Source organism: Tenacibaculum lutimaris, assembly GCF_003610735.1.
In the GTDB taxonomy this organism is placed as follows: Bacteria; Bacteroidota; Bacteroidia; order Flavobacteriales; family Flavobacteriaceae; genus Polaribacter; species Polaribacter lutimaris.
In genome coordinates, this window is sequence record NZ_RAQM01000008.1 from 130563 (window position 1) to 152705 (window position 22143).

A 22143-nucleotide genomic window follows, 5' to 3' on the forward strand; every position below is an offset into this window, starting at 1 on the left:
TTACGCTTATTTGCGATTTGAATTAAAGGGCAAATTTACGTTTATTTCTTGATAAAAAAACAACGATATTAAAATGATGTTTACAAAGTATTAACACGTTCAACTTTTTGTACACCATCAACTTTTTTCATGTTACCTATTAGCTTCTCTAATTGGTTTTTATTTTTTACACTTAACGATAGTTTTCCGTCAAAAACGCCATTATCTCCAGAGATGTTAATACTATGGATAAAAACATCCATACTGTTAGAAATTATCTTGGTAATGTTATTAACAATTCCTTTATTATCAATACCTGAAAGGTGTAAAATAGCAGTAAATTCTTGCTTGGTAGAATCAATCCATTTTGCTGGCATAATTCTGTATGCATAATTTGACTGTAAAGAAATTGCATTCGGGCAATCGTTTTTATGAACTTTAATTCCTTCATTAATGGTAACGAAACCAAAAACTTTATCACCAGGAATTGGAGAACAACATTTTGCTAATGTATAATCTAACGTTTGTTCTTCCTTACCAAAAACTAAAGCGTCGTATTTGTTTGTTACTTCTTCTTTTTCTAAAATTTCTTTGGAAGGAGTACGACGGAAAGTACTTTTGATAAAGCCCATAAAACTACTACTTCTCTGAGCAACAAACTGTTTAAGTTGAGTATTATCTATAGCACCATTACCAACACGGTAAAATAAATCGAAGCTAGTTTTTAATCCGAAATAACTGGCTAGTTCATGAATAACCTTCTCAGTAGCATTAATCTTTAAATGACGTAATTTTCGTTGTAAAATAGCTTTTCCTTCTTCAGCTATTTTCTTTTCTTCTGCTTTTAAGGCAGATTTAATTTTAGCACGAGCTCTGGCAGTTATTACAAAATCTAGCCAACGTACATTTGGTTTGTTATTAGATGCAGTAAGAACTTCAACTTGGTCACCACTTTTTAATTCATGACTTAATGGAACTAATTTTCCATTTACTTTTGCACCACGACATTTTAAACCTACATCGGTATGTACAGAAAATGCAAAATCTAATGCAGAAGCTCCTTTAGGAAGTGATTTTAAGTCTCCTTTAGGTGTGAATACATAAATTTCTTTAGCGTAGAGGTTAAGTTTAAAATCTTCAACAAAATCAACAGCATCTAAACTTTGATTCTCTAAGCTTTCTTTTAAACGGTTTAACCAACCTTCTAAACCATTTTCTTTAACGCTGCCTTGTTTGTATTTAAAATGAGCTGCGTATCCTTTTTCAGCAATCTCATCCATTCTATCTGAACGAATTTGTACTTCAACCCATTTTGCTTGTGGACCTATTACAGTAATATGTAAGGCTTCGTATCCGGTAGATTTTGGTTGAGAAATCCAATCGCGTAAACGAGCAGGGTTGGGTTTGAAAAAGTCTGTTACAATCGAGTATATTTTCCAAGCATCAAACTTTTCATCTCCGGAAGAAGGATGGTAGATGATTCTAATAGCAAACTTATCGTACACTTCATCGAAAGTTACGTTTTGTTTGCGCATTTTTCTACGAATAGAGAAAATAGACTTAAAACGACCTTTTATTTCATATTTAAAACCTTCTTTATCTAAAGCTTCTTTTAAAATACCAGTAAAGCTATCAATATACTTTTGTTGGTCTTCTTTGCTCTCTTTAATTTTAGTTAAAATGTCTTGGTAAACATCGGGTTCAGTATACTTTAAACCTAAATCTTCTAATTCAGTTTTAATATTATATAAACCTAAACGATGCGCAAGAGGAGCATAAATGTATAAGGTTTCAGATGCTATTTTTACCTGCTTATGAGGAGGCATCGAATCCATAGTTTGCATGTTGTGTAATCTATCAGCAATCTTGATAAGAATTACACGAACATCATCATGCAAAGTGAGTAACATTTTCCTGAAATTCTCTGCTTGTATAGAGTAATCTTGCTCTTGTTTTAAGTTAGATATTTTAGTTAAACCACTAACAATACGGGCAATGTTTTCTCCAAACAAACGCTCCATGTCATCAATAGTGTAAGGAGTATCTTCAACAACATCATGAAGTAAAGCTGCAGCAATAGAAGTAGCACCTAGGCCTATTTCATCAGCAACAATTTTAGCAACGGCAATAGGATGATAAATATATGGCTCTCCTGTTTTTCTACGCTGTTTAGAATGTGCTTCTACAGCAATATCAAAAGCTTTACGAATCAGTTTTTTATCGTCTTCAGATAAAGTTTGATACGTACCCTTTAATAAGTTTTTATACCTACTAGCTATCTCTTTGTTCTCTTCTTCTATCGTTACATTATAACTCATACACTAAAAGCTCTTGTTTGTTTTATTATGATCTAAAATAAAAGTAGTGCAAAGATTTATATTGAGCAAGTTTTAAGAGTAAATGTTTATAGTAAACTTATTACTTTTATAAGCCCAAAAACAAAGGAAATAGAAAAATATATTAAAGGATAAGAGATGAAAAAGTACGTTCTAAATTTTATAGTATTACTACTAACTTTTCAAATGTATAGCTTTCAGGAGGTTATTAAGGGAGAGGAGGTTGTAAAGCCGTTACAAGAAATAACAAAAGAAGAAAAACAAGAGCAACTTAGTCATCCAAAAAGTTTTATTCCACCAACATACAAACAAAAAGAAGTTTTTTCTATTAAAGAGGTTCCTAATCCGAAAAAGAATGGTGCTAACGGATTTATCTCTGACCCTAATAATTATATTAAAGCTCTTGAAGAACATGAGTTAAACTTGAAACTATGGGAGTTAGAACAAAAAACAACAGCTCAAATAGTCATAGTAATTGTTAAAAGCATAGGACAAGAAGTACCTAAAAATTTTGCTGTAAAATTATTTGAGGATTGGGGTATAGGAGATAAAGAGGTAGATAATGGTTTGTTAATTTTAACTGTGATAGATTAACGAAGAACAGAGTTTGAAGTAGGGTATGGTTTAGAGCCTATTTTAACGGATATCGTTTGCCATAGAATAGGAACTGATGAAGTTGTTCCTTATTTTAAACAAGGTGAATTTGGGAAAGGAATGTTAGCAGCTGTTTCTAGAGTTGAGGAAATAATAGATAATCCTGATGTTATTGATGAAATTTATGCTCAGAATATTAATTATTACAATGAAAATGAAACTAGCTTTTTTAAGAATCCATTTTTTATATACCTGTTTTTTTATTTGATAGTTAGCTTGTTTATAGGAGGTTGGTTTGTTATTAAAGCAAGGTCAATAGATGTGTCAAAAGAAGATTTGTATGACAAGTATCAAGATATGAGTAAACTAGGTTTAGGATGTTTACTTTTTCTATTTCCTTTGCCCTTGTATTTTATTAATAGATATGTAAAGTCTAAGCTTAAATTGTATCGTTTTTCTCCTCGTTTCAGTAAAAAGAACGGAAAACAATTTTATTTAAAAAGTGAATGGGCTGAAAACGATTTTTTAGAAAAAGCGCAAATTCTCGAAGAGAAAATTAAATCGAAAGAATATGATGTTTGGGTAACAGAAGATGAAAGCGATATTTTAATTCTCGAATATGAAGGTTCTAGTAGAAAATATACAAATTGCAAACAGTGTAGGTATAAAACCTTTGGAAGAATAAGCACAAAGATTATACATAAGGCTACTTATGATTCTAGTGGTGAAAAACGAGAAGATTATTTATGTAAGAATTGCAACTATCAAGAAAGCAAAACTATTATAATCCCAAGATTAGAAAGATCTAGTAGTTCTTCTTCTAGTTCAGGAGGATCATCATGGTCATCATCCTCATCGTCATCAAGTTTTGGAGGAGGAAGTTCAGGTGGTGGTGGAGCAGGTGTAAGCTGGTAAAACCATTTATTATTAAAATAATCTTAAAATTAGAAACATCTAGGTTTTTTCCTGTAAAAATATTTACAGAGATACTATAAATTTGTGATATAATTCAGAGGAGCTGACTTTAAAAGACAAGTCCCCCCCTGAAATATCATTTAAAGATGATATTCGAACCTCCAGCATTTAAAAAAAGCTGGAGGTTTTTTTCTTCAGGCAACCTTTTTTCAATTTTACTAGTCTATATATTTGTAAGGCAATAAAAACTATAAAAAGAAATTGAAAATTATTTCACTGCATAACAAACAAGCGAAGCTTATAAAAAAGGCAACTGAGCAGAACAGAGAAGCTCAACAGCAATTGTTTGAACAGTACTCACCCAAAATGTTAGGAGTTTGTAGACAATATGTAAAAGATTTACATCATGCAGAAGATTTGATGTTACAAGGTTTTTTTAAGGTTTTTACCAACTTACAAAAATTTAAAGGAGAAGGAAGTTTTGAAGGGTGGATTCGTAAAATTATGGTGAATACTTGTGTAAGTTATTTACAAAAAAAGAATCTTATTCAACTATCTGATGAGGAATTCGTTTTTAACGATGCTGCTACCGAAAGTTTAGAAAATACTTCGGTAGAAGATATTCAAAAACTCATAGATACACTTCCAGAAGGCTATAAGTTAGTATTTAATTTATATGCTATTGAAGGTTATAAACATTCAGAAATAGCCAAAAAGCTGCAAATTTCTGAAAGTACTTCAAAGTCGCAGTTGTTTAAAGCTCGTAAATGGTTGCAAACGAATTATTGTAAAATGAATCAAATTAAAGATGTCAACAAATAAAATAGATAAACAAATTGCTGATAAACTCAAAAATAGAGAGTTGTCACCTTCATCATCAGCTTGGGAACGTTTGAATTCTCAACTAGACGAACATCAAAATCAAAAGAAAAGAAATTGGTTTTTATATGTTGGTTATGCGGCAAGTTTAGCTTTGTTGTTGAGTGTAGGATTTTCTTTTTTTCTAAATTCTGATACTGAAAAATCAATAGAAACAATTGTTGAAACTTCTATAGATACCTTAAAAATGAATGATGTTAAAATGAAGGAGTTGATAAACGACACTGAAGAAGCTATTGTACAGGTTGAAGAAAAAAAAGAAGAAATTTTACCGAAGAAAGTCAACCAAATTCCAATTATAGATGATAAAACGGAAGTTGTTATTAGTCAATCTAAAGAAGAATTAGAGTTTAAACCAATTCAAGAAAAAAGTTTACCAAAAGAAATTGTAATAGCTTCTGTAGATAAAACTTCTTCAATAGAAGTTAAAAAGAATGATAATTCAAGAATAAAAGTAAATAGTGACGATTTATTGTTCGCTGTAACCCATAATTCAGAAGAAATTAAAGAATATTACGCAAGACATAAAGTGAAACGTGAAGATGTGTTAAAAACGATAGAGGATGAATTGAAAAGATCTGATTTTAAAATTAATCCTAATACGATTTTAGCAGAGGTAGAAAGAACAATTGATGATGAAGAGTATAACGGAGACTTCATGCAGAAACTAAAACTAAAAATATCAGACATTGCAGTAGCAATTGTTGATAGAAATAAATAAAGCGCTTACCAATTATCGATAATTAAATCACCAAAATTATTATCAGTTTAATTTAAAATTACAAAAATGAAAAGAATACTATTATTAGTGTTGTTTGTAACAACTATTGCCCATTCTCAAGAAAAAGTATTTGAAAAAGAAGTAAAAAAAATATCAAATACTATCGATAAAATCACACAACAACACAAAGACTCGTTAAAGTTGAAAATTAAAGATATTAACGCTCAATTAGAAAGTAATAAAATAACGCTTGATGAAGCTGTGAAGTTAAAAAAAGAAGCGGCTCAATATCATGCAGAACAAATTGAAAGAGAAGTTTCTGTTCAAGAACAAAACCTACAACAATTAGTACAAGATAAAATTGATGGAAAAGTATTAAGTAGTGAAGAAGATACCAATGTTGGTACTTTTAGAATTGCAGGAGCAGAGTTTAAATTAGATCTTTCTAAAGATGAAGTTGAAAAAGAAAAAAGAAGAAGAAAAAAAAGAACAACCTCACAAATAGTGTTTGCGCTAGGTGTAAATAATGTATTAACGAACAATGAGTTTAGTTCGTTAAATGATTCTGAGTACAAATTTTGGCAATCACATTTTTACGAATTAGGATTTACATTTAAAACACGTTTTACTAAAGAACCATCTAAAACGTATTTTAAATATGGGGTTTCTTTTTTGTGGAATAACTTAAGAGCAGAAAACAATCGATATCATGTAGTAAATGGAGATGAAACAAATTTGAGTATTCACCCTGATCAACTTTCAGAAAGTAGATTACGTCATGTACAAATGACATTTCCTATGCATTTGGAGTTTGATTTCTCTAAAAACAAAAAGTATTCTGATGGCGAAGTAGTAGATAGAACTCATAAAGCTTTTCGTTTAGGAGTAGGTGGTTTCTTCGGATTTAAATTAGGAACTCGTCAGTATTTAGAATATAGAAATGCCCAAGGAGTTATGATTGAAGAGGTTCAAAAAGATAACTTTAATATGAATACAATCAATTACGGATTAAGTGCTTTTGTAGCATACAAAGGTTATGGATTATATGCTAAGTATGATTTAAATCCGTTATTTAAAGATACAGATACAAGAAATATTTCATTAGGAGTTCGATTTGATATTAATTAAATAAAGAAGGGGAGGAATTTAAATTTCTCCTTTTTTATTTTTTTCCCATTCTTTACGTAAATCGGTAGAAAGTTTTCCTGTTCCGTCATGTTTCCATCCAGGAGGTTTTATAAAGTATAAAAGCCTTTTTCCAACAGAAGTTTTGCTTTTAAATACATCAGTAAACATATTATACCATTCAATAAAAGCAACTTTTATAGGATTATACGTATTGATATTTGTTACCAAACCATACACAGGTTTTTCAACTTCAGGTTCAAAAGTACCAAAGAGTTTATCCCAAATAATAAAAATTCCAGCATGATTTCTGTCTAAATATTGAGGATTGGTAGCATGATGCACTCGATGATGACTTGGTGTATTAAAAATAGCTTCAAACCATTTAGGCATTTTGTTAATAAGTTCGGTATGAATCCAGTATTGATATAGCAAACTAATACTCATTTGAGTTAAAATCATTAATGGATGAAACCCTATAATAGCCAATGGAGCCCAAAATATGAATGTATAAAAACTTCCTGACCAAGTTTGTCGTAAAGCGGTGCTTAAATTATATTTTGTTGAAGAATGATGTACCACATGGCTAGCCCAAAACAAACGACTTTCGTGTGCTATTCTGTGATTCCAATAGTATGCAAAATCTTCAGCAAATAATAAGATAATCCACGACCACCAGGCAAATGGAATGGTGAATAAACGATATTGATATAAAAACAGAAATATCCCTAAAATAATTCCTTTAGTAAGCAATCCTATAAAAACATTACCCAATCCCATAGTAATTGAAGTCGCAGCATCTTTAAATTCGTAATCTTCTAATTTTACTTTAACAGTTAAAATAACTTCAATAATTACTGTTAAAATAAAGAAAGGAATAGCATAGTGAATTAGGTTAGGGATTTCAGGAATTTGCATAGTATAAGGTCGTTTAGTTACAAACATACATAAAATCATGAAATTTTTTATAAGTTAAGAGTTTGTTTATGCAGTAAAAAGCAGTATATTTGCAAGCTTAAAAATAAATTTTAAATAATTTAATTATGAATCATTACGAAACTGTTTTCATTTTGAATCCCGTTTTATCTGAAACTCAGATAAAGGAAGCAGTAAAGAAGTTTGAGGACTACTTACTTTCTAAAGGTGCAGAAATGATTTCTAAAGAAGATTGGGGCTTAAAGAAGTTAGCTTATCCAATCGAGAAGAAAAAAAGTGGATTTTACCACTTATTTGAGTATAAAGTAGCAGGTGAAGCAATCGCTCCGTTTGAATTAGAGTTTAGACGTGACGATAGCGTTATGCGTTATTTAACTGTAAAGTTAGACAAGCATGCTGCAGCTTGGGCTGAAAAGAGAAGAGAACGTGTTAAATCTGCAAAAAAGTAAGAAATGGCATCTATAGAACAACAAGCAAAAGGAAATAAGCAAGGGGAAGTACGTTACTTAACTCCGCTTGATATTGAAACTAAGAAAGAAGCTAAATACTGTCGTTTCAAGAAAAACGGTATTAAATACATCGATTACAAAGATGCAGACTTCTTAATGTATTTAGTAAACGAGCAAGGTAAAATTTTACCAAGACGTTTAACAGGAACATCATTAAAATATCAACGTAAAGTGGCTCAAGCTATCAAAAGAGCACGTCACTTAGCTTTAATGCCATACGTTGGAGATATGTTAAAATAATAAAGAAGTAGAAACATGGAATTGATATTAAAACAAGACGTAGAAAACTTAGGTTTTAAAGACGATATCGTAACTGTTAAGAATGGTTACGGACGTAACTACCTAATACCTCAAGGATATGCAATTTTAGCTACTTCTTCAGCTAAAAAAGTATTAGCAGAAAACTTAAAGCAACGTGCTTATAAAGAAGCTAAATTAATAGAAGACGCTAACAAAGTAGCTGAAACTATTAAAGGTTATGAAATCAAGATAGCTTCTAAAGTAGGTTCAGGAGATAAATTATTTGGTTCAGTTAACAACATTGATGTTGCAGAAGCTTTAGTAAAAGCTGGTACTGAAATCGATAAGAAATTTATCAAAGTTACTGGAGGTAACGTAAAAAGATTAGGGAAATACAACGCTGCTGTACGTTTACACAGAACAGTTGTAGCTGACATCGTATTTGAAGTAGTTGCTGAATAGTAACTAAATTGTTAAATACCTGTTAATAAAGTATAAATCCGCTCAGTCGAGCGGATTTTTTTATTTCTTAAATTTGAGATGTAACATAAACAAAATCAGTACTATTATGAAAAAATTATTAGTATTCTCTTTTGTTTTTTTGAGTTTATCCATCTTTTCCCAGATAACTACATCAAAAATAAAAGGAATTGTAACAGACAGTCAAGGAGAACCATTGTTTGGTGCTAACATTGTAGTTTTGCATGAACCTACGGGTACTATATCAGGAGCTGTTGCTCAAGAAAATGGTAGGTACACCATTCCTAATTTAAGAGTAGGAGGACCTTATAAAGTAACATTTAGTTATATTGGGTTTGAATCTCAAGAGGTAACTAACGTTTACTTAACGCTGGGTAAGACCACCAATATAGATGGTATACTGGCTGAAGATGGAGAACAGTTAGAAGAGGTTGTTATATCATCAACCAGAAGTACAGTTTTTAATAATGATAGAACAGGAGCTCAAACTAGTGTGAGTGCTATTCAACTAAAAACCTTACCTACTATTTCACGTTCAGCAGCAGATTTTACTCGTTTAGAACCAACTGCTAGTGGAAATTCCTTCGGAGGGAGAAATGACCAGTTTAATAACTTCTCTTTAGACGGTTCTATTTTTAACAACCCATTTGGGTTAGATTCTCCAACACCAGGAGGACAAACAGGATCTCAACCAATATCACTAGATGCTATTGAGCAAATATCAGTATCTACTGCACCTTATGATGTAACATTATCAGGTTTTACAGGTGCTTCAGTTGATGCGGTTACTAAAAGTGGAACAAATGAATTTACTGGTACAGTATATGGTTTTTTTAGAAACCAAGATATGACAGGTGGCAAAATAAAAGGACAAGATGTTGTAAAACCTAAGTTGAGTCAAAGTCAATATGGAGCTAGTTTAGGAGGACCTATAGTAAAAGATAAATTATTCTTTTTTGCCAATTTTGAAAAAGATGATCGTGAAGATTTAGGTACTGCAGGATGGGTGCCAAACACTGGAAGTGGAGCTATTAATGAATCAAGAGTATCAGAGTCAGATTTAATGGCGGTTAAAAATGCTCTGTCTGCTTTAGGATATGATACAGGTGCTTATGAAGGGTTTACTTATGGTTCTGAATCTACCAAAGGAATTTTTAAGTTAGATTGGAATATTAATGATAAGAACAGATTAGCTTTAATTTACAATTTTTTAAGAGCATCAAAAGAAAAACCAGCGCACCCAACAGCTTTAGGTAGTAGAGGTCCAAGTTTTCAAACACTACAGTTTGAAAAATCTGGATATGAAATTAACAATAACTTAAATTCATTTCAGTTAGAATTAAACTCAAATTTATCAGAAACAACAACTAATAAATTACAAGTAGGTTATACTCATTTTGATGACTATAGAAATCCTATGTCGGCACCAGCTCCAGTAATTTCTATTCAAGATGGGAATGGTAGTAATTATATCATAGCTGGTCATGAACCATTTTCTATAAATAATAGACTAGATCAAAAAGTTTTTCAACTAACTAATAACATGAACTTTTTTCAAGGAGATCACACGTATACCGTTGGTTTTTCATTTGAAAAATTTGAGTTCAAAAACTCATTTAATTTAATAAACTATGAGTCGTTTAACTTTGGAATATTTCCATATTATGGATTATTCAGTCCGTACCCAGATGTAGCGACTTTTCTTTCTGAAGCACAACCAGGAGGTGTAGTGGAGCAATATTTAGCTGCAACACAAAACGCATACAATACATTTAATGCTAATGGAGCAGGAAATGATGGTGGTTGGAAGTTATCTGAACTAAACGTAGGTCAATTAGCTTTTTATGTACAAGATGAATGGGAAATGAATGATAAGTTTAAATTAACTTATGGAATTCGTTTTGATAAGCCTTTATATTTTAATACTTCAAGTCTAATTCAAAAATTTATAGATACTGATAATGGTGCAACAAGAGATAATTCAGTAACGTACTATAATCCTAATACAGGTAAAGAGCAAACATTACTTTCAACTAAAATGCCTACAAATCAGTGGTTAGTTTCACCTAGAGTTGGGTTTAATTGGGATGTGAAAGGAGATAACACAATGCAACTCCGAGGAGGGTCTGGAGTTTTTACAGGACGTTTGCCTTTTGTATGGATTGGAAATCAAGTAAGTGGTGCTGATGATGGCTTTTTTCAATTGGTTGATCCAGACTTCAAATTCCCACAAGTTTGGAGAACTAATTTAGGATTAGATTATAAGTTTGAAAATGGAATTATAGCAACAACAGACATTTCATATACTAAAGACATTAATGGTGCACATGTACAAAATTGGGGGCTTAGAGAACCAAGTGGAACTTTAAACACTTCTTTTGACAATAGAGGAGTATATATGTCTGGGGATAAAGGTAATAATGCATATGTGTTTACAAATTCAGACAAAGGACGTATTTGGAATGCTTCTCTAAAATTGCAAAAAACCTTTGACAATGGATTATATACAAGCATAGCTTACAACTATTTAAATGCTAAAGATGTAAATTCAATTGAAGCTGAAATTACTGGTGATGCATTTGATTTTAATCCTGTTGTGGGTAATGCAAACAACGATGTGTTGGCGTATTCTAAATACGGAGATACACATAGAATTATAGGAGTTGCTTCTAAAAAGTTTACGTATGGAGGTGATAAATTTGCTACTACTATTTCTACTTTCTTTGAATATGCTAAAGGAGGAAGGTTTAATTATACATATGCAGGAAATATAAATGGAGATTCTTCTATCCAAAATAATGATTTATTATACATTCCAACATCAAGTGAAGTACAACAAATGCAATTTGTAGTTAGTGGTCCAAATGGAGAAACAGCTCAAGAGCAAGCAGATGCTTTTGAAGCGTATATCCGTCAAGACGATTATTTAAGTGATAATAGAGGGCAATACATGGAGCGCTATGGAGCATTGGCTCCGTGGAGAGGAAGATGGGATTTAAAAATCTTACAAGATTTTAATTTCAATGTATCAGATAAAAAACAAAATACAATACAATTAAGTATTGATATATTAAATGTTGGTAACTTAATCAATTCTGATTGGGGAGTAGTTCAACAACCAAATAACTTATCTCCATTAGGTGTAAGATTCCCAGATGTAGACCCTATGAATACAGATCCAGCTAACTATATTCCTGACTATACTAAGGAACCAACTTATACATTTAATACTACTCAAAAAGAAACGTTTGGTTATGATTCAAGTCTATTATCTCGTTGGCAAATGCAGTTAGGTTTACGATATATTTTCTAAATAAAAACTTATAAATAACTTAATTTAACCATGAAACAGCTTTTAAAGTTAAAGGCTGTTTTGTGATTTTAGGGGGTTATTTTTATAGAAAAGGGGATTTTCCTATGATAATTATAAAATATTTCAATGATATTTGTAGTGTAAATAAAGATAGGGGACTTTAATTACAACGTTTTAAAATATAGTCTTTGAGGGGTTGATTATATTTTAAAAAAGCTCTGATCCAAAAAAGGTCAGAGCTTTTAATTTTTATTATAACGTAATGTTTTCTTGATTTCTAAGAATATCTTCAATAGTTTCCCTCTTTCTTATTAAGTAATCTTTTCCTTTATAAATCATTACTTCAGCAGGTTTGTATCTAGAATTGTAGTTAGATGCCATAGAAAAGCAATAAGCTCCGGCATTATGAAAACATAGAATATCTCCTTCTGAAATTTCATTAATCCTTCGGTTTGAACCAAAAGTATCAGTTTCACAAATATAACCTACCACACTATAAAAACGTTCTCTTCCTTTTGGATTAGAAATGTTTTCTATTTGATGGTATGAGTTATAAAACATTGGACGAATTAAATGATTTAAACCACTGTCAATGCCAGCAAATACAGTAGAAGTAGTCTGTTTAATAACATTTACTTTCGCTAAAAAATAACCAGCTTCACTTACCAGAAACTTTCCAGGTTCAAACATTAAGGTAACATCCTTACCATAATCTTTACAAAATTGATTAAACCTTGTAGATAATTTTTCTCCTAACTCTTCTATATTAGTAGAAATATCATCTTTTTTGTAAGGAACTTTAAAACCACTACCAAAATCTACGAAGTCTATATCTTCGAATTGCTTAGCTACGTCAAATAAAATCTCAGAAGCACGTAAAAAAGTATCAATATCTAAAATATCAGAACCAGTATGCATATGTATTCCATTAATATGCATTCCTGTATTTTCAACAACTCTTTTTATATGAGGTACTTGATGAATTGAAATACCAAATTTAGAATCAATATGTCCAACAGATATTTTACTATTTCCACCAGCCATAACATGGGGGTTGATACGAATACACACAGGTATTGTTGGATGTTTTTGTCCGAATAATTCTAAAATAGATAAATTATCAATGTTAATTTGAACACCTAACTTAGCTACATCTTCTATTTCTTGAAGAGAAACCCCGTTAGGAGTATAAATAATTTCATGAGGTTCAAATCCAGCTAATAAACCTAATTTAACTTCTTGAATAGAAACTGTATCTAATCCACTATTAAGCTTATTAAATACCTTTAATATATTAATGTTAGATAACGCTTTTACTGCATAATTAATTTTTACATTCTTCACTTTAGAAAATGCAGAAGTAATTTTCTTGTATTGAGAAATGATTTTTTCAGTGTCGTAAACATACAAAGGAGACTGATACTTATCTGTCAACTTTAAAAGGTCTCGTCTATTCATTTAATAATTATTTGCCGCAAAAATAGATAGGAGGTATTAGGCAAAAAATTAAATAAAAGAAATATACAAATTTGTGTTTTTTTGTGAAATAAGGGGTTTTTAAGATAGGTAAAAGGGAATTTTCCTGTTTCTAAACTTTTTAAAAAGGTACATATTTGCGGTGAAATAAAATTAAGGGGATTTATTTCAAACAAAATGATATTTTTTAAAGGGGTAAAAATATCATAAAAAAACTCTAGCTGCAGCTAGAGTTTTTGATTTTATAAATACGGTATGTAAAATTAATTAAATTTTACAGCTACTTTTTGAGCAATTCCAACAATTACTTCACTTGCTTTTACAATACTTTCAGCAGGAACATATTCATAACGTCCATGGAAATTATGTCCGCCAGCAAAAATATTAGGACAAGGTAATCCTTTGTATGATAATTGAGAACCATCTGTACCCCCACGAATAGGTTTAATTAACGGAGTAATTCCCATATCTTTCATTACCTCTTCAGCAATATCAACAATATGCATTACAGGAGTAACCTTTTCTTTCATGTTAAAATATTGATCTTTAATTTCAACAGAAACTAATTTTTGTCCACGTTTAGCATTCAACACTTCAGCTAAATCTAACATAGCTTGCTTACGATTGTTGAATTGATTCATGTCGTGATCTCTTATAATATAGTGTAAAGTTGTTTTTTCAACTTCACCTTGCATGTGATGTAAGTGGAAGAAACCTTCGTAACCTGTAGTTTTTTCTGGTACTTCGTCTTCAGGTAAAGCATTTATAAACTCACTAGCAATAAGCATAGAGTTAATCATTTTATCTTTCGCATATCCTGGGTGTACAATTTTACCTTGAATAGTAACTGTAGCACCAGCTGCATTAAAGTTTTCATACTCTAACTCACCAATTTGACTTCCGTCCATTGTATAAGCCCATTCTGCACCAAATTTTTCTACATCAAACATGTGAGCTCCTTTACCAACTTCTTCATCAGGAGTAAAGCAAATACGGATTTTACCATGCTTAATTTCTGGGTTTTGAATTAAGTATTCCATTGCAGAAACAATCTCAGTAACACCAGCTTTATCATCAGCACCTAATAAGGTAGTACCGTCGGTAGTAATGATAGTTTGACCTTTATACTGTAATAAATCTTCAAAATAATCAGGAGATAAAACGATGTTCTCTTCTTTGTTTAATAAGATGTCTTTTCCGTCGTAATTCTCATGAATTTGAGGCTTTACATTAGCTCCAGTAAAGTCTGGACTAGTATCAATATGAGCAACAAAACCAATAGTTGGTACTTCATAATCTAAATTACTAGGTAACGTTGCCATTAAATAACAATTCTCATCTAGTTCAACATCTTCCATTCCTATTTCCTTTAATTCTTTTTCAAGAACTTTGGCTAAATCCCATTGTTTTTCAGTACTAGGAAAAGCAGGGTTGTTAGGATCACTTTCAGTATCAATAGTTACATACTTTATAAATCGGTTGATTATATGTTGTTTGTTCATCGTAGTATTTTTAAAGCATCAAAAATAGCTATTTCAAATGTATTTAGAGAAGCGAAATAAGATGAATTTATGTTAATATTCATTTTTAAAATAAGCAATTAATAAATCGACAACGTAGCTATACGATTGTATTCCTTTTGATTGATTGTTTGCTTTTAAATAAGAATTGTATCCTTTCTTTAAATAAGGTTCTATTGGGTTTTTAAATTGCTGCCAATGTACATAACTAGCTTTGTAATCTTTATAAACCCCTTTATTTACTGTTTTAGCCAGTTCTTTCCCTAATTCTTCATCTCTTTTATATACTTGACGAATACAGTAGTTATAAGCCATACGGTAACCAGAGTATTTAAAGTAGAGATCATCGTTAGCTATCGACGCTAAAAACCCTACGAAATTAGCATCATTTTCTGCAGCCCAACCAATTTGATGAGCTATTTCATGACAGGTTGTAGCTGGATAGCTTGTTTTAGGAATCATATCATTTACCTGAGCTTCACCTGTTAAGGGATTAAGGTACCCTGAAGTTCCATTGTATGATTGAAATAAACTAACCAAAGAATTTTTTATTGATGAACTTTGATAGTTTAGTTGTGGATAAGTAGTAGATAGTAATCTGAAACCATTAGGAGCTAACTCATATATTTCTTTTTGAGAATAAGGAACTATTACTTTAACAGAATCGTTATTGGTAATTTGTAAGTGAATAGCGTTTAATTCTTTTATTATATGTTCTGTTGTAGAAACTAATTCTTCGGTAGTGTAGTTAGATTGTTGTAGCCCTAAGTTTTTTGCTAAAGGCTCTCTAAAATAATTTAATCCCCAAAAGGCATAAAAACAAAAATATATTATTGATAAAGTAATGATAAAATTTAGTAATTTAGAAAGCGAATTTTTAAATCGGTTTTTTATAAAACTGTATAAAGCCTTAATAAAAAAAACAATTAAAAATAAACCTAATGCGTCACCAAAAGAAAAAGGAATCCATCCCAAAATAGCACGAAAAAAAACAGAAAGGTAAGGGTAAATACCATTACTATAATATTGTTCAATCCACAGCGGTTTTTGACTTAAAAATTGTACCAAAACAATTTGAATTGGAAGTGTCAACACTATATAAAGATGTTTTTTTTGAAGCTTCATAAGCCCAAAAATAAGAAAGTTGATACGTTATCAACAAGTTAATAACAGTTTTGTTTACAAAACTTGTGTAAAAAGAAATTTAAAGAACTCACCTACAAATATCATCTTAAAAATATACATTTGCTGTCATGGAAAGAACCCAATCTCTCAAAGGAACAAAAATTGATAAAGCTAGAATAATTAGCTTAGAAAAAGGAAAATTACCACCACAAGCCTTAGAACTAGAAGAAGCTGTTTTAGGAGCTATGATGATTGATAAAAAGGGAATTGATGAAGTAATTGATATCTTACATCCTGAGGCTTTCTATGATAAAAGACACCAAGAAATTTACGATGCAATCTACGCATTATTTCAAAATTCAGAACCAATCGATTTACTTTCAGTTTCTAATCAATTAAAAAAGAACGGAAAGTTAGATATAGCAGGAGGAGATTTTTACCTAATTGGACTAACACAAAAAGTAGCCTCTTCTGCACACATTGAGTTTCACTCGAGAATTATTCTTGAAAAATATATTCAACGAAGATTAATAAGTATTTCTTCAGAAATTATTGAAAATGCTTATGATGAAACCATGGATGTTTTTGATTTGTTAGATGATGCTGAAGGAAAACTATTCGAGGTTACACAAGGAAATTTAAAAAAGGGAGCAGAGAGAGCCGATTCGTTAGTGCAACAATCCATTAATAAAATCCAAGAAATTTCTACCAAAGAAGGAATGAGTGGTTTGGCTACAGGTTTTACCAAACTAGACGCACTTACTTCTGGTTGGCAGCCTACCGATTTAATTATTATTGCAGCACGTCCAGGTATGGGTAAAACGGCATTTGTAATTTCGATGGCGAAAAATATGGCGATTGATTTTGGGCATCCTGTAGCATTATTTTCATTAGAGATGTCATCAGTACAGTTAATTACACGTATGATTTCTTCGGAAACAGGATTAACTTCTGAAAAGCTACGTAAAGGAAATCTTGAGCCACACGAATGGGAGCAACTAAACGTGAAGGTTAAAAACCTTGCAGAAGCACCTATTTTTATTGATGATACTCCAGCTTTATCTATTTTCGATTTACGTGCAAAAGCACGTCGTTTGGTGTCACAGCACGGAGTTAAAATCTTAATTATTGATTACTTACAGTTAATGACAGCAGGAGGAGCAGGAGGTAACCGTGAACAAGAAATTTCGACGATTTCGCGTAACTTAAAAGCATTAGGTAAAGAATTAAATGTACCAGTAATTGCACTTTCTCAGTTATCTCGTGCGGTTGAAACCCGTGGAGGAAGTAAACGTCCGTTATTATCCGATCTTCGTGAATCGGGAGCGATTGAGCAGGATGCTGATATTGTATCGTTTATTTATCGTCCTGAATACTATGGAATGACAGAATGGGATGATGATGATCACTCACCATGTGAAGGACAAGGAGAGTTTATTGTAGCAAAACACCGTAACGGTGGATTGGATAACATTCGTTTGAAATTTACAGGACACTTAGCAAAATTTTCAGATTTAGAAGAAGGATTTAGTAGTGAATTCCAGTCGAGTATGAACTCAGGATTTAATGATGAAGTAGCCTCAAATAACTTTGCTTCGCCAGAAGATGCTTTCGGACCAAGCGATGACGATGTTCCGTTTTAATCTTTAAATAAACCTTAAAATATACCTGAATACACAATTGCTTAAAAGTAATTGTGTATTTTAGTTTTTAATATGAAGCAAATTATATACATACTTGTCTTTTTTCTATTCTCAAATACCATTTGGGCATCGTTTATTTATTTGCCAATGAGTAACGAAAACCAGAAAAATCATTTAAAAGCGTATGGAATTGTGTATTATGCTCTTCAAAATGAGTTAAAGGCAAAATGGTTGTTAAATTATGATGGCGGGGCTTTTTTAATAGAAAATAACGAATCGATAGAAAAAGAATGCAAAATACGAGGTGTATCTTATCAAATCATTTCAGATGCTAAGTCAGCGTTGATTTTAGAAGAAATTTCATCACCATCTAAAAATCAAGAAGCGGTAACTTTAGAAAAAGCCCCAAAAATAGCTGTTTATTCTCCTAAAGATAAAATGCCTTGGGATGATGCAGTGACTATGGTGTTAACCTATGCTGAAATTCCGTTTGATGTAGTATATGATGAAGAAGTATTGAATGATAAATTGTTATTGTACGAATGGCTACACTTACATCATGAAGACTTTACAGGACAATATGGACGATTTTATGGTGCTTTTAGAACCGCACCTTGGTATATTCAACAAAAAAAAGATGCAGAAGCTCTAGCAAAGAAACTAGGCTTTGGCAAAGTGTCAGAAGAAAAAGGTGCTGTAGCTAAAAAAATACGTGATTACGTAGTTGGTGGTGGATTCATGTTTGCAATGTGTTCAGCAACCGATAGCTTTGACATTGCTTTAGCAGCAGATGGAGTAGATATTTGTGAAGCCATGTTTGATGGTGATGCTTCCGAGCCTAATTATCAATCTAAAATAGATTTTAATAAAACTTTTGCTTTTAAAAATTTTGAGCTGATTCGTAATCCAACCACTTATGAATTTTCTACAATCGATATGACTCGAAAAAGGAGAATTAATAAAGAGGTAGATTATTTTACGTTGAAGGAATTTTCTGCTAAATGGGATCAAGTTCCAACGATGTTAACACAAAATCACACAATGCTAGTAAAAGGTTTTATGGGACAAACCACTTCATTTGATCCGAATACTATAAAATCGACTATTGTTGTTTTGGGAGAAAACAAAACCAACAAAGAAGGTAGATACATTCATGGAACTAAAGGAAAAGGAATGTTTACTTTTTACGGAGGTCACGATCCTGAAGATTATCAGCATAGAGTAGGAGATCCTAAAACAGAATTAGATTTACATCCAACTTCACCAGGATACCGTTTAATTTTAAACAATGTACTGTTTCCTGCTGCAAAGAAGAAAAAGCAAAAAACGTAATAAAAGTAATTGCTCATTTTTACATAATCAGTTACATTTGTGGGCATAAAACAAAACAATAATGCCAACAACACAACAATTACAAGATTTTACACAACAAGTTCGTAGAGATATTGTACGAATGGTACATGCTGTAAATTCAGGTCACCCAGGAGGTTCTTTAGGATGTGCTGAATTTTTCACTTGTTTGTATCAAGAAATTATGGATTATTCTACTGATTTTACCATGGACGGTAAAAATGAAGATTTATTTTTCTTGTCAAACGGACATATTTCACCAGTATATTATAGTGTACTAGCTCATAGCGGATTTTTCCCTGTAGCTGAGTTGGCAACTTTTAGAAAGTTAGATTCTCGTTTACAAGGTCACCCAACTACGCATGAAGACTTACCAGGTATTCGTATTGCATCAGGATCGTTAGGACAAGGAATGAGTGTAGCTATCGGTGCTGCTGAAGCAAAAAAGTTAAACGGAGACAATAAAATTGTATATTCATTACATGGTGATGGAGAGTTACAAGAAGGTCAAATTTGGGAAGCTGCTATGTATGCTTCGGCTAAAAAAGTTGATAATTTAATTTCTACAGTTGATTTAAACGAGAAACAAATTGACGGTTCTACTGATGAAGTATTACCTATGGGAAGTTTAAAAGCTAAGTTTGAAGCTTTTGGATGGGATGTAGTAGAGATTAAAGAAGGAAATAATGTTGAAGCTATTTTACACGGAATGGCTGATGCAAAATCTCGCACAGGAAAAGGAAAGCCAGTTTGTGTTTTATTGCATACGGAAATGGGTAATGGTGTAGACTATATGATGCACACTCACGCGTGGCACGGTAAAGCACCAAATGATGAACAATTAGAATTAGCTTTAGCGCAAAACCCAGAAACGTTAGGAGATTATTAAATTACAGATAATTTATAGATTATAAACGCCATTACGAACCCCGTAATGGCGTTTTATTTTATGAAATTCTTTACAAATAAACGTAAGTAATACCGTAAATTTACGTCATTAACTATATTCTAAATCTAAAAATAATCAAACAGTAAACATGAAAATAGGAATTGTATGTTATCCAACCTTTGGTGGGAGTGGAGTTGTAGCAACTGAATTAGGAATGGCATTAGCAGATAAGGGACACGAAGTACATTTTATAACTTACAATCAACCTGTTCGATTAGATTTTTTTTCACACCGTTTACACTTTCATGAAGTTGTTTTAGAAGAATATCCACTATTTCAATACCAACCTTATGAATTGGCTTTATCAAGTAAAATGGTAGAAGTAGTAGCAAAGTATGAGTTAGAAGTTTTGCATGTGCATTATGCTATTCCACATGCCTATGCGGCTTATATGGCAAAAAAAATGCTAGAAGATAAAGGTATTGATGTAAAGGTAGTAACGACATTACACGGAACAGATATTACTTTGGTAGGAAGTCATCCAACGTATAAAACTGCGGTAGAGTTTAGTATCAATAAATCTGACGAAGTTACGGCAGTTTCTAACAGTTTAAAAGAAGATACGTTACGCTTATTTAATATTGAAAAAGATATTAAAGTAGTTTATAATTTTATAGATGGTGAAAAGTATGATAAAGCGCATGAAGGTGAATGTAAAAGAGAAGCATTGGCTAAACCACATGAACGAATTTTAACACATATCAGTAATTTTCGTCCTGTAAAACGTACTGATGATGTAATTCGAATTTTTAATAAGGTTCAAAAAGAAATTCCTTCTAAATTATTAATGGTTGGTGATGGTCCTGAACGTTTAAAAGCAGAAAATTTAGCTAAAGAGTTAGAAATTGAAGATAAGGTTCTTTTTATGGGAAACAGTACAGAAGTAGCTAAGATTTTGTGTTATACAGATGTATTTTTATTACCTTCGGAAACAGAAAGTTTTGGGTTAGCAGCTTTAGAAGCTATGGCAGCAAGCACTCCAGTAGTTTCAACTGATACAGGAGGTTTACCAGAAGTAAATATTAATGGTGTAACTGGGTTTTTAAGCGAGTTAGGTGATGTAGATGATATGGCTAATAATGCCATTTTTCTTTTAAAAGATGAAGTTGTTTTGAATAAATTTAAAGAAAATGCCAAAGAACATATTAAATTATTTTCATTAGATAATATTCTGCCAGCCTATGAAAGGCTTTATAAAAAGTGTTATGTAAGTTAAAAAATGAAAAAAAAAGATGATTAAAGAAAAATACCAATGCGCTCTTGAAAAATTAAAACATTTAGATCCGAATGTGCCTGTAAACCTAGTGCTTAGTGGAGGTGCAGAAAAGGGAGTGGCTCATATTGCTTTATTAGAAAAGCTAGAAGAACTGAATATTAAAATTAACGCAATTTCGGCTTGTAGTTCAGGTTCATTAGTTGGTTCTATGTATGCTTCTGGTATGAGACCACAAGAAATTTTAAAATTCTTTAAAACAACCGAAATATTTCAGTTTTCATGGATTACAATTGCGAAACCTGGAATTTTCAACTCTTCTAACTATGCTAGACTCATTGAAGATAAAATTAAACCTACATTTGAAGAATTAAACATTCCTTTAACGGTATCAACAACGAATTTAAATAAAGGAACTACACAGTATTTTTATGAAGGAGATTTGTTAAAACCTGTATTAGCATCATGTGCTATTCCTGGTTTATTTAATCCTATTAGGATAGAAGATATGCTATATTCGGATGGAGGAATTATAGATAATTTTCCAACAACACCTTTTAAAGATTCCGAATATCCAATAATTGGAAGTTATGTTGTGTATCCTTCTGAAAAAACAAATGAAGAATTAAATACAACTCTAAAAGTTTTAGCGCATACCTCTAAACTTTTGATGTTATCTTCTGAAGAACACAAATTTTTCAATACTTATGCTACAGTTTGTTTTCCATTAGGTGAATTTAGTGGTTTTAGCCCTAAAGAAGTAGATGCTATTTACGATACAGCTAAAAAGTATATAGAAGAAAAACTAAAATAAGACAAACAAAAAGAGCAACTTTAAGT

At 31.6% G+C, this 22143-nt stretch carries 17 protein-coding genes and 1 pseudogene; 13 read left to right on the forward strand and 5 right to left on the reverse strand.

What is annotated here, in order from left to right; all coding sequences use genetic code 11:
- Positions 1–80 precede the first annotated feature (80 nt).
- Positions 81–2297 carry a RelA/SpoT family protein gene (locus tag C8N26_RS06960; RefSeq protein WP_028892055.1) on the reverse strand — a complete coding sequence of 739 codons (2217 nt, stop codon included), beginning with the start codon at positions 2295–2297 and terminating at the stop codon, positions 81–83.
- Positions 2298–2501: 204 nt separating this feature from the next.
- On the opposite strand from C8N26_RS06960, the pseudogene C8N26_RS13665 reads away from it, so the two are divergent.
- From C8N26_RS13665 to C8N26_RS06985, 4 genes and pseudogenes are all read left to right on the forward strand, one after another.
- Positions 2502–3824: pseudogene (locus C8N26_RS13665) on the forward strand (TPM domain-containing protein).
- A 261-nt stretch (positions 3825–4085) separates the two neighbouring features.
- A complete protein-coding gene (locus tag C8N26_RS06975) occupies positions 4086–4646 on the forward strand; it encodes an RNA polymerase sigma factor (RefSeq protein WP_028892053.1) in 561 nt (186 codons plus the stop codon).
- Complete coding sequence (locus C8N26_RS06980) at positions 4633–5424, forward strand: hypothetical protein (RefSeq protein WP_120186675.1); 792 nt, start codon at positions 4633–4635, stop codon at positions 5422–5424. The genes C8N26_RS06975 and C8N26_RS06980 overlap by 14 nt, the downstream gene beginning before the upstream one ends.
- A 66-nt stretch (positions 5425–5490) precedes the next feature.
- Positions 5491–6552, forward strand: a complete 1062-nt coding sequence (locus C8N26_RS06985) for a hypothetical protein (protein ID WP_211327791.1) — start codon at positions 5491–5493, stop codon at positions 6550–6552.
- A gap of 18 nt (positions 6553–6570) precedes the next feature.
- Here C8N26_RS06985 and C8N26_RS06990 read toward each other — a convergent pair whose 3' ends face one another.
- Positions 6571–7467, reverse strand: a complete 897-nt coding sequence (locus C8N26_RS06990) for a sterol desaturase family protein (protein ID WP_120186899.1) — start codon at positions 7465–7467, stop codon at positions 6571–6573.
- Between the two features lie 125 nt (positions 7468–7592).
- On the opposite strand from C8N26_RS06990, the gene rpsF reads away from it, so the two are divergent.
- From rpsF to C8N26_RS07010, 4 genes are all read left to right on the forward strand, one after another.
- Complete coding sequence (gene rpsF, locus C8N26_RS06995; RefSeq protein ID WP_028892049.1) at positions 7593–7934, forward strand: 30S ribosomal protein S6; 342 nt, start codon at positions 7593–7595, stop codon at positions 7932–7934.
- A gap of 3 nt (positions 7935–7937) precedes the next feature.
- Positions 7938–8234, forward strand: coding sequence for a 30S ribosomal protein S18 (rpsR, locus tag C8N26_RS07000; RefSeq protein ID WP_028892048.1), 297 nt, complete (start codon positions 7938–7940; stop codon positions 8232–8234).
- A gap of 15 nt (positions 8235–8249) precedes the next feature.
- Complete coding sequence (gene rplI / locus C8N26_RS07005; protein ID WP_028892047.1) at positions 8250–8696, forward strand: 50S ribosomal protein L9; 447 nt, start codon at positions 8250–8252, stop codon at positions 8694–8696.
- A gap of 106 nt (positions 8697–8802) precedes the next feature.
- A complete protein-coding gene (locus tag C8N26_RS07010) occupies positions 8803–12027 on the forward strand; it encodes a TonB-dependent receptor (protein WP_211327792.1) in 3225 nt (1074 codons plus the stop codon).
- Between the two features lie 252 nt (positions 12028–12279).
- On the opposite strand, the gene lysA is transcribed toward C8N26_RS07010, so the two are convergent.
- The 3 genes from lysA to C8N26_RS07025 all read right to left on the reverse strand — a co-directional run bounded on the left by lysA (position 12280) and on the right by C8N26_RS07025 (position 16148).
- On the reverse strand, positions 12280–13485 hold the full coding sequence (gene lysA, locus C8N26_RS07015) for a diaminopimelate decarboxylase (protein ID WP_120186677.1): 1206 nt from the start codon (positions 13483–13485) through the stop codon (positions 12280–12282).
- 281 nt (positions 13486–13766) lie between these two features.
- Complete coding sequence (gene pepT, locus C8N26_RS07020) at positions 13767–15005, reverse strand: peptidase T (RefSeq protein ID WP_120186678.1); 1239 nt, start codon at positions 15003–15005, stop codon at positions 13767–13769.
- Between the two features lie 72 nt (positions 15006–15077).
- Positions 15078–16148: a DUF3810 domain-containing protein gene (locus tag C8N26_RS07025; protein WP_120186679.1), complete on the reverse strand. Its 1071-nt coding sequence runs from the start codon at positions 16146–16148 to the stop codon at positions 15078–15080.
- 128 nt (positions 16149–16276) lie between these two features.
- On the opposite strand from C8N26_RS07025, the gene dnaB reads away from it, so the two are divergent.
- From dnaB to C8N26_RS07050, 5 genes are all read left to right on the forward strand, one after another.
- On the forward strand, positions 16277–17791 hold the full coding sequence (gene dnaB / locus C8N26_RS07030) for a replicative DNA helicase (RefSeq protein ID WP_028892042.1): 1515 nt from the start codon (positions 16277–16279) through the stop codon (positions 17789–17791).
- Positions 17792–17938: 147 nt separating this feature from the next.
- A complete protein-coding gene (locus tag C8N26_RS07035; RefSeq protein ID WP_028892040.1) occupies positions 17939–19123 on the forward strand; it encodes a hypothetical protein in 1185 nt (394 codons plus the stop codon).
- A 61-nt stretch (positions 19124–19184) separates the two neighbouring features.
- Entirely contained in the window at positions 19185–20030 is an 846-nt protein-coding gene (locus C8N26_RS07040; RefSeq protein ID WP_120186680.1) for a transketolase, read from the forward strand.
- Between the two features lie 148 nt (positions 20031–20178).
- On the forward strand, positions 20179–21306 hold the full coding sequence (bshA, locus tag C8N26_RS07045; RefSeq protein WP_120186681.1) for an N-acetyl-alpha-D-glucosaminyl L-malate synthase BshA: 1128 nt from the start codon (positions 20179–20181) through the stop codon (positions 21304–21306).
- Between the two features lie 16 nt (positions 21307–21322).
- A complete protein-coding gene (locus C8N26_RS07050; protein WP_051435876.1) occupies positions 21323–22117 on the forward strand; it encodes a patatin-like phospholipase family protein in 795 nt (264 codons plus the stop codon).
- The last annotated feature ends 26 nt before the right edge of the window (positions 22118–22143 follow it).

Excerpts from the sequence above, each read along its gene's own strand:
- rpsF (WP_028892049.1), top strand. The coding sequence starts at position 7,593 with ATGAATCATTACGAAACTGTTTTCATTTTGAATCCCGTTTTATCTGAA.
- C8N26_RS07040 (WP_120186680.1), top strand. The coding sequence starts at position 19,185 with ATGCCAACAACACAACAATTACAAGATTTTACACAACAAGTTCGTAGA.
- dnaB (WP_028892042.1), top strand. The coding sequence starts at position 16,277 with ATGGAAAGAACCCAATCTCTCAAAGGAACAAAAATTGATAAAGCTAGA.
- rpsR (WP_028892048.1), top strand. The coding sequence starts at position 7,938 with ATGGCATCTATAGAACAACAAGCAAAAGGAAATAAGCAAGGGGAAGTA.
- lysA (WP_120186677.1), bottom strand. The coding sequence starts at position 13,485 with ATGAATAGACGAGACCTTTTAAAGTTGACAGATAAGTATCAGTCTCCT.
- C8N26_RS06960 (WP_028892055.1), bottom strand. The coding sequence starts at position 2,297 with ATGAGTTATAATGTAACGATAGAAGAAGAGAACAAAGAGATAGCTAGT.
- C8N26_RS07050 (WP_051435876.1), top strand. The coding sequence starts at position 21,323 with ATGATTAAAGAAAAATACCAATGCGCTCTTGAAAAATTAAAACATTTA.
- rplI (WP_028892047.1), top strand. The coding sequence starts at position 8,250 with ATGGAATTGATATTAAAACAAGACGTAGAAAACTTAGGTTTTAAAGAC.
- bshA (WP_120186681.1), top strand. The coding sequence starts at position 20,179 with ATGAAAATAGGAATTGTATGTTATCCAACCTTTGGTGGGAGTGGAGTT.
- C8N26_RS06985 (WP_211327791.1), top strand. The coding sequence starts at position 5,491 with ATGAAAAGAATACTATTATTAGTGTTGTTTGTAACAACTATTGCCCAT.
- C8N26_RS06990 (WP_120186899.1), bottom strand. The coding sequence starts at position 7,467 with ATGCAAATTCCTGAAATCCCTAACCTAATTCACTATGCTATTCCTTTC.
- C8N26_RS07025 (WP_120186679.1), bottom strand. The coding sequence starts at position 16,148 with ATGAAGCTTCAAAAAAAACATCTTTATATAGTGTTGACACTTCCAATT.
- C8N26_RS06980 (WP_120186675.1), top strand. The coding sequence starts at position 4,633 with ATGTCAACAAATAAAATAGATAAACAAATTGCTGATAAACTCAAAAAT.
- C8N26_RS07010 (WP_211327792.1), top strand. The coding sequence starts at position 8,803 with ATGAAAAAATTATTAGTATTCTCTTTTGTTTTTTTGAGTTTATCCATC.
- pepT (WP_120186678.1), bottom strand. The coding sequence starts at position 15,005 with ATGAACAAACAACATATAATCAACCGATTTATAAAGTATGTAACTATT.
- C8N26_RS07035 (WP_028892040.1), top strand. The coding sequence starts at position 17,939 with ATGAGTAACGAAAACCAGAAAAATCATTTAAAAGCGTATGGAATTGTG.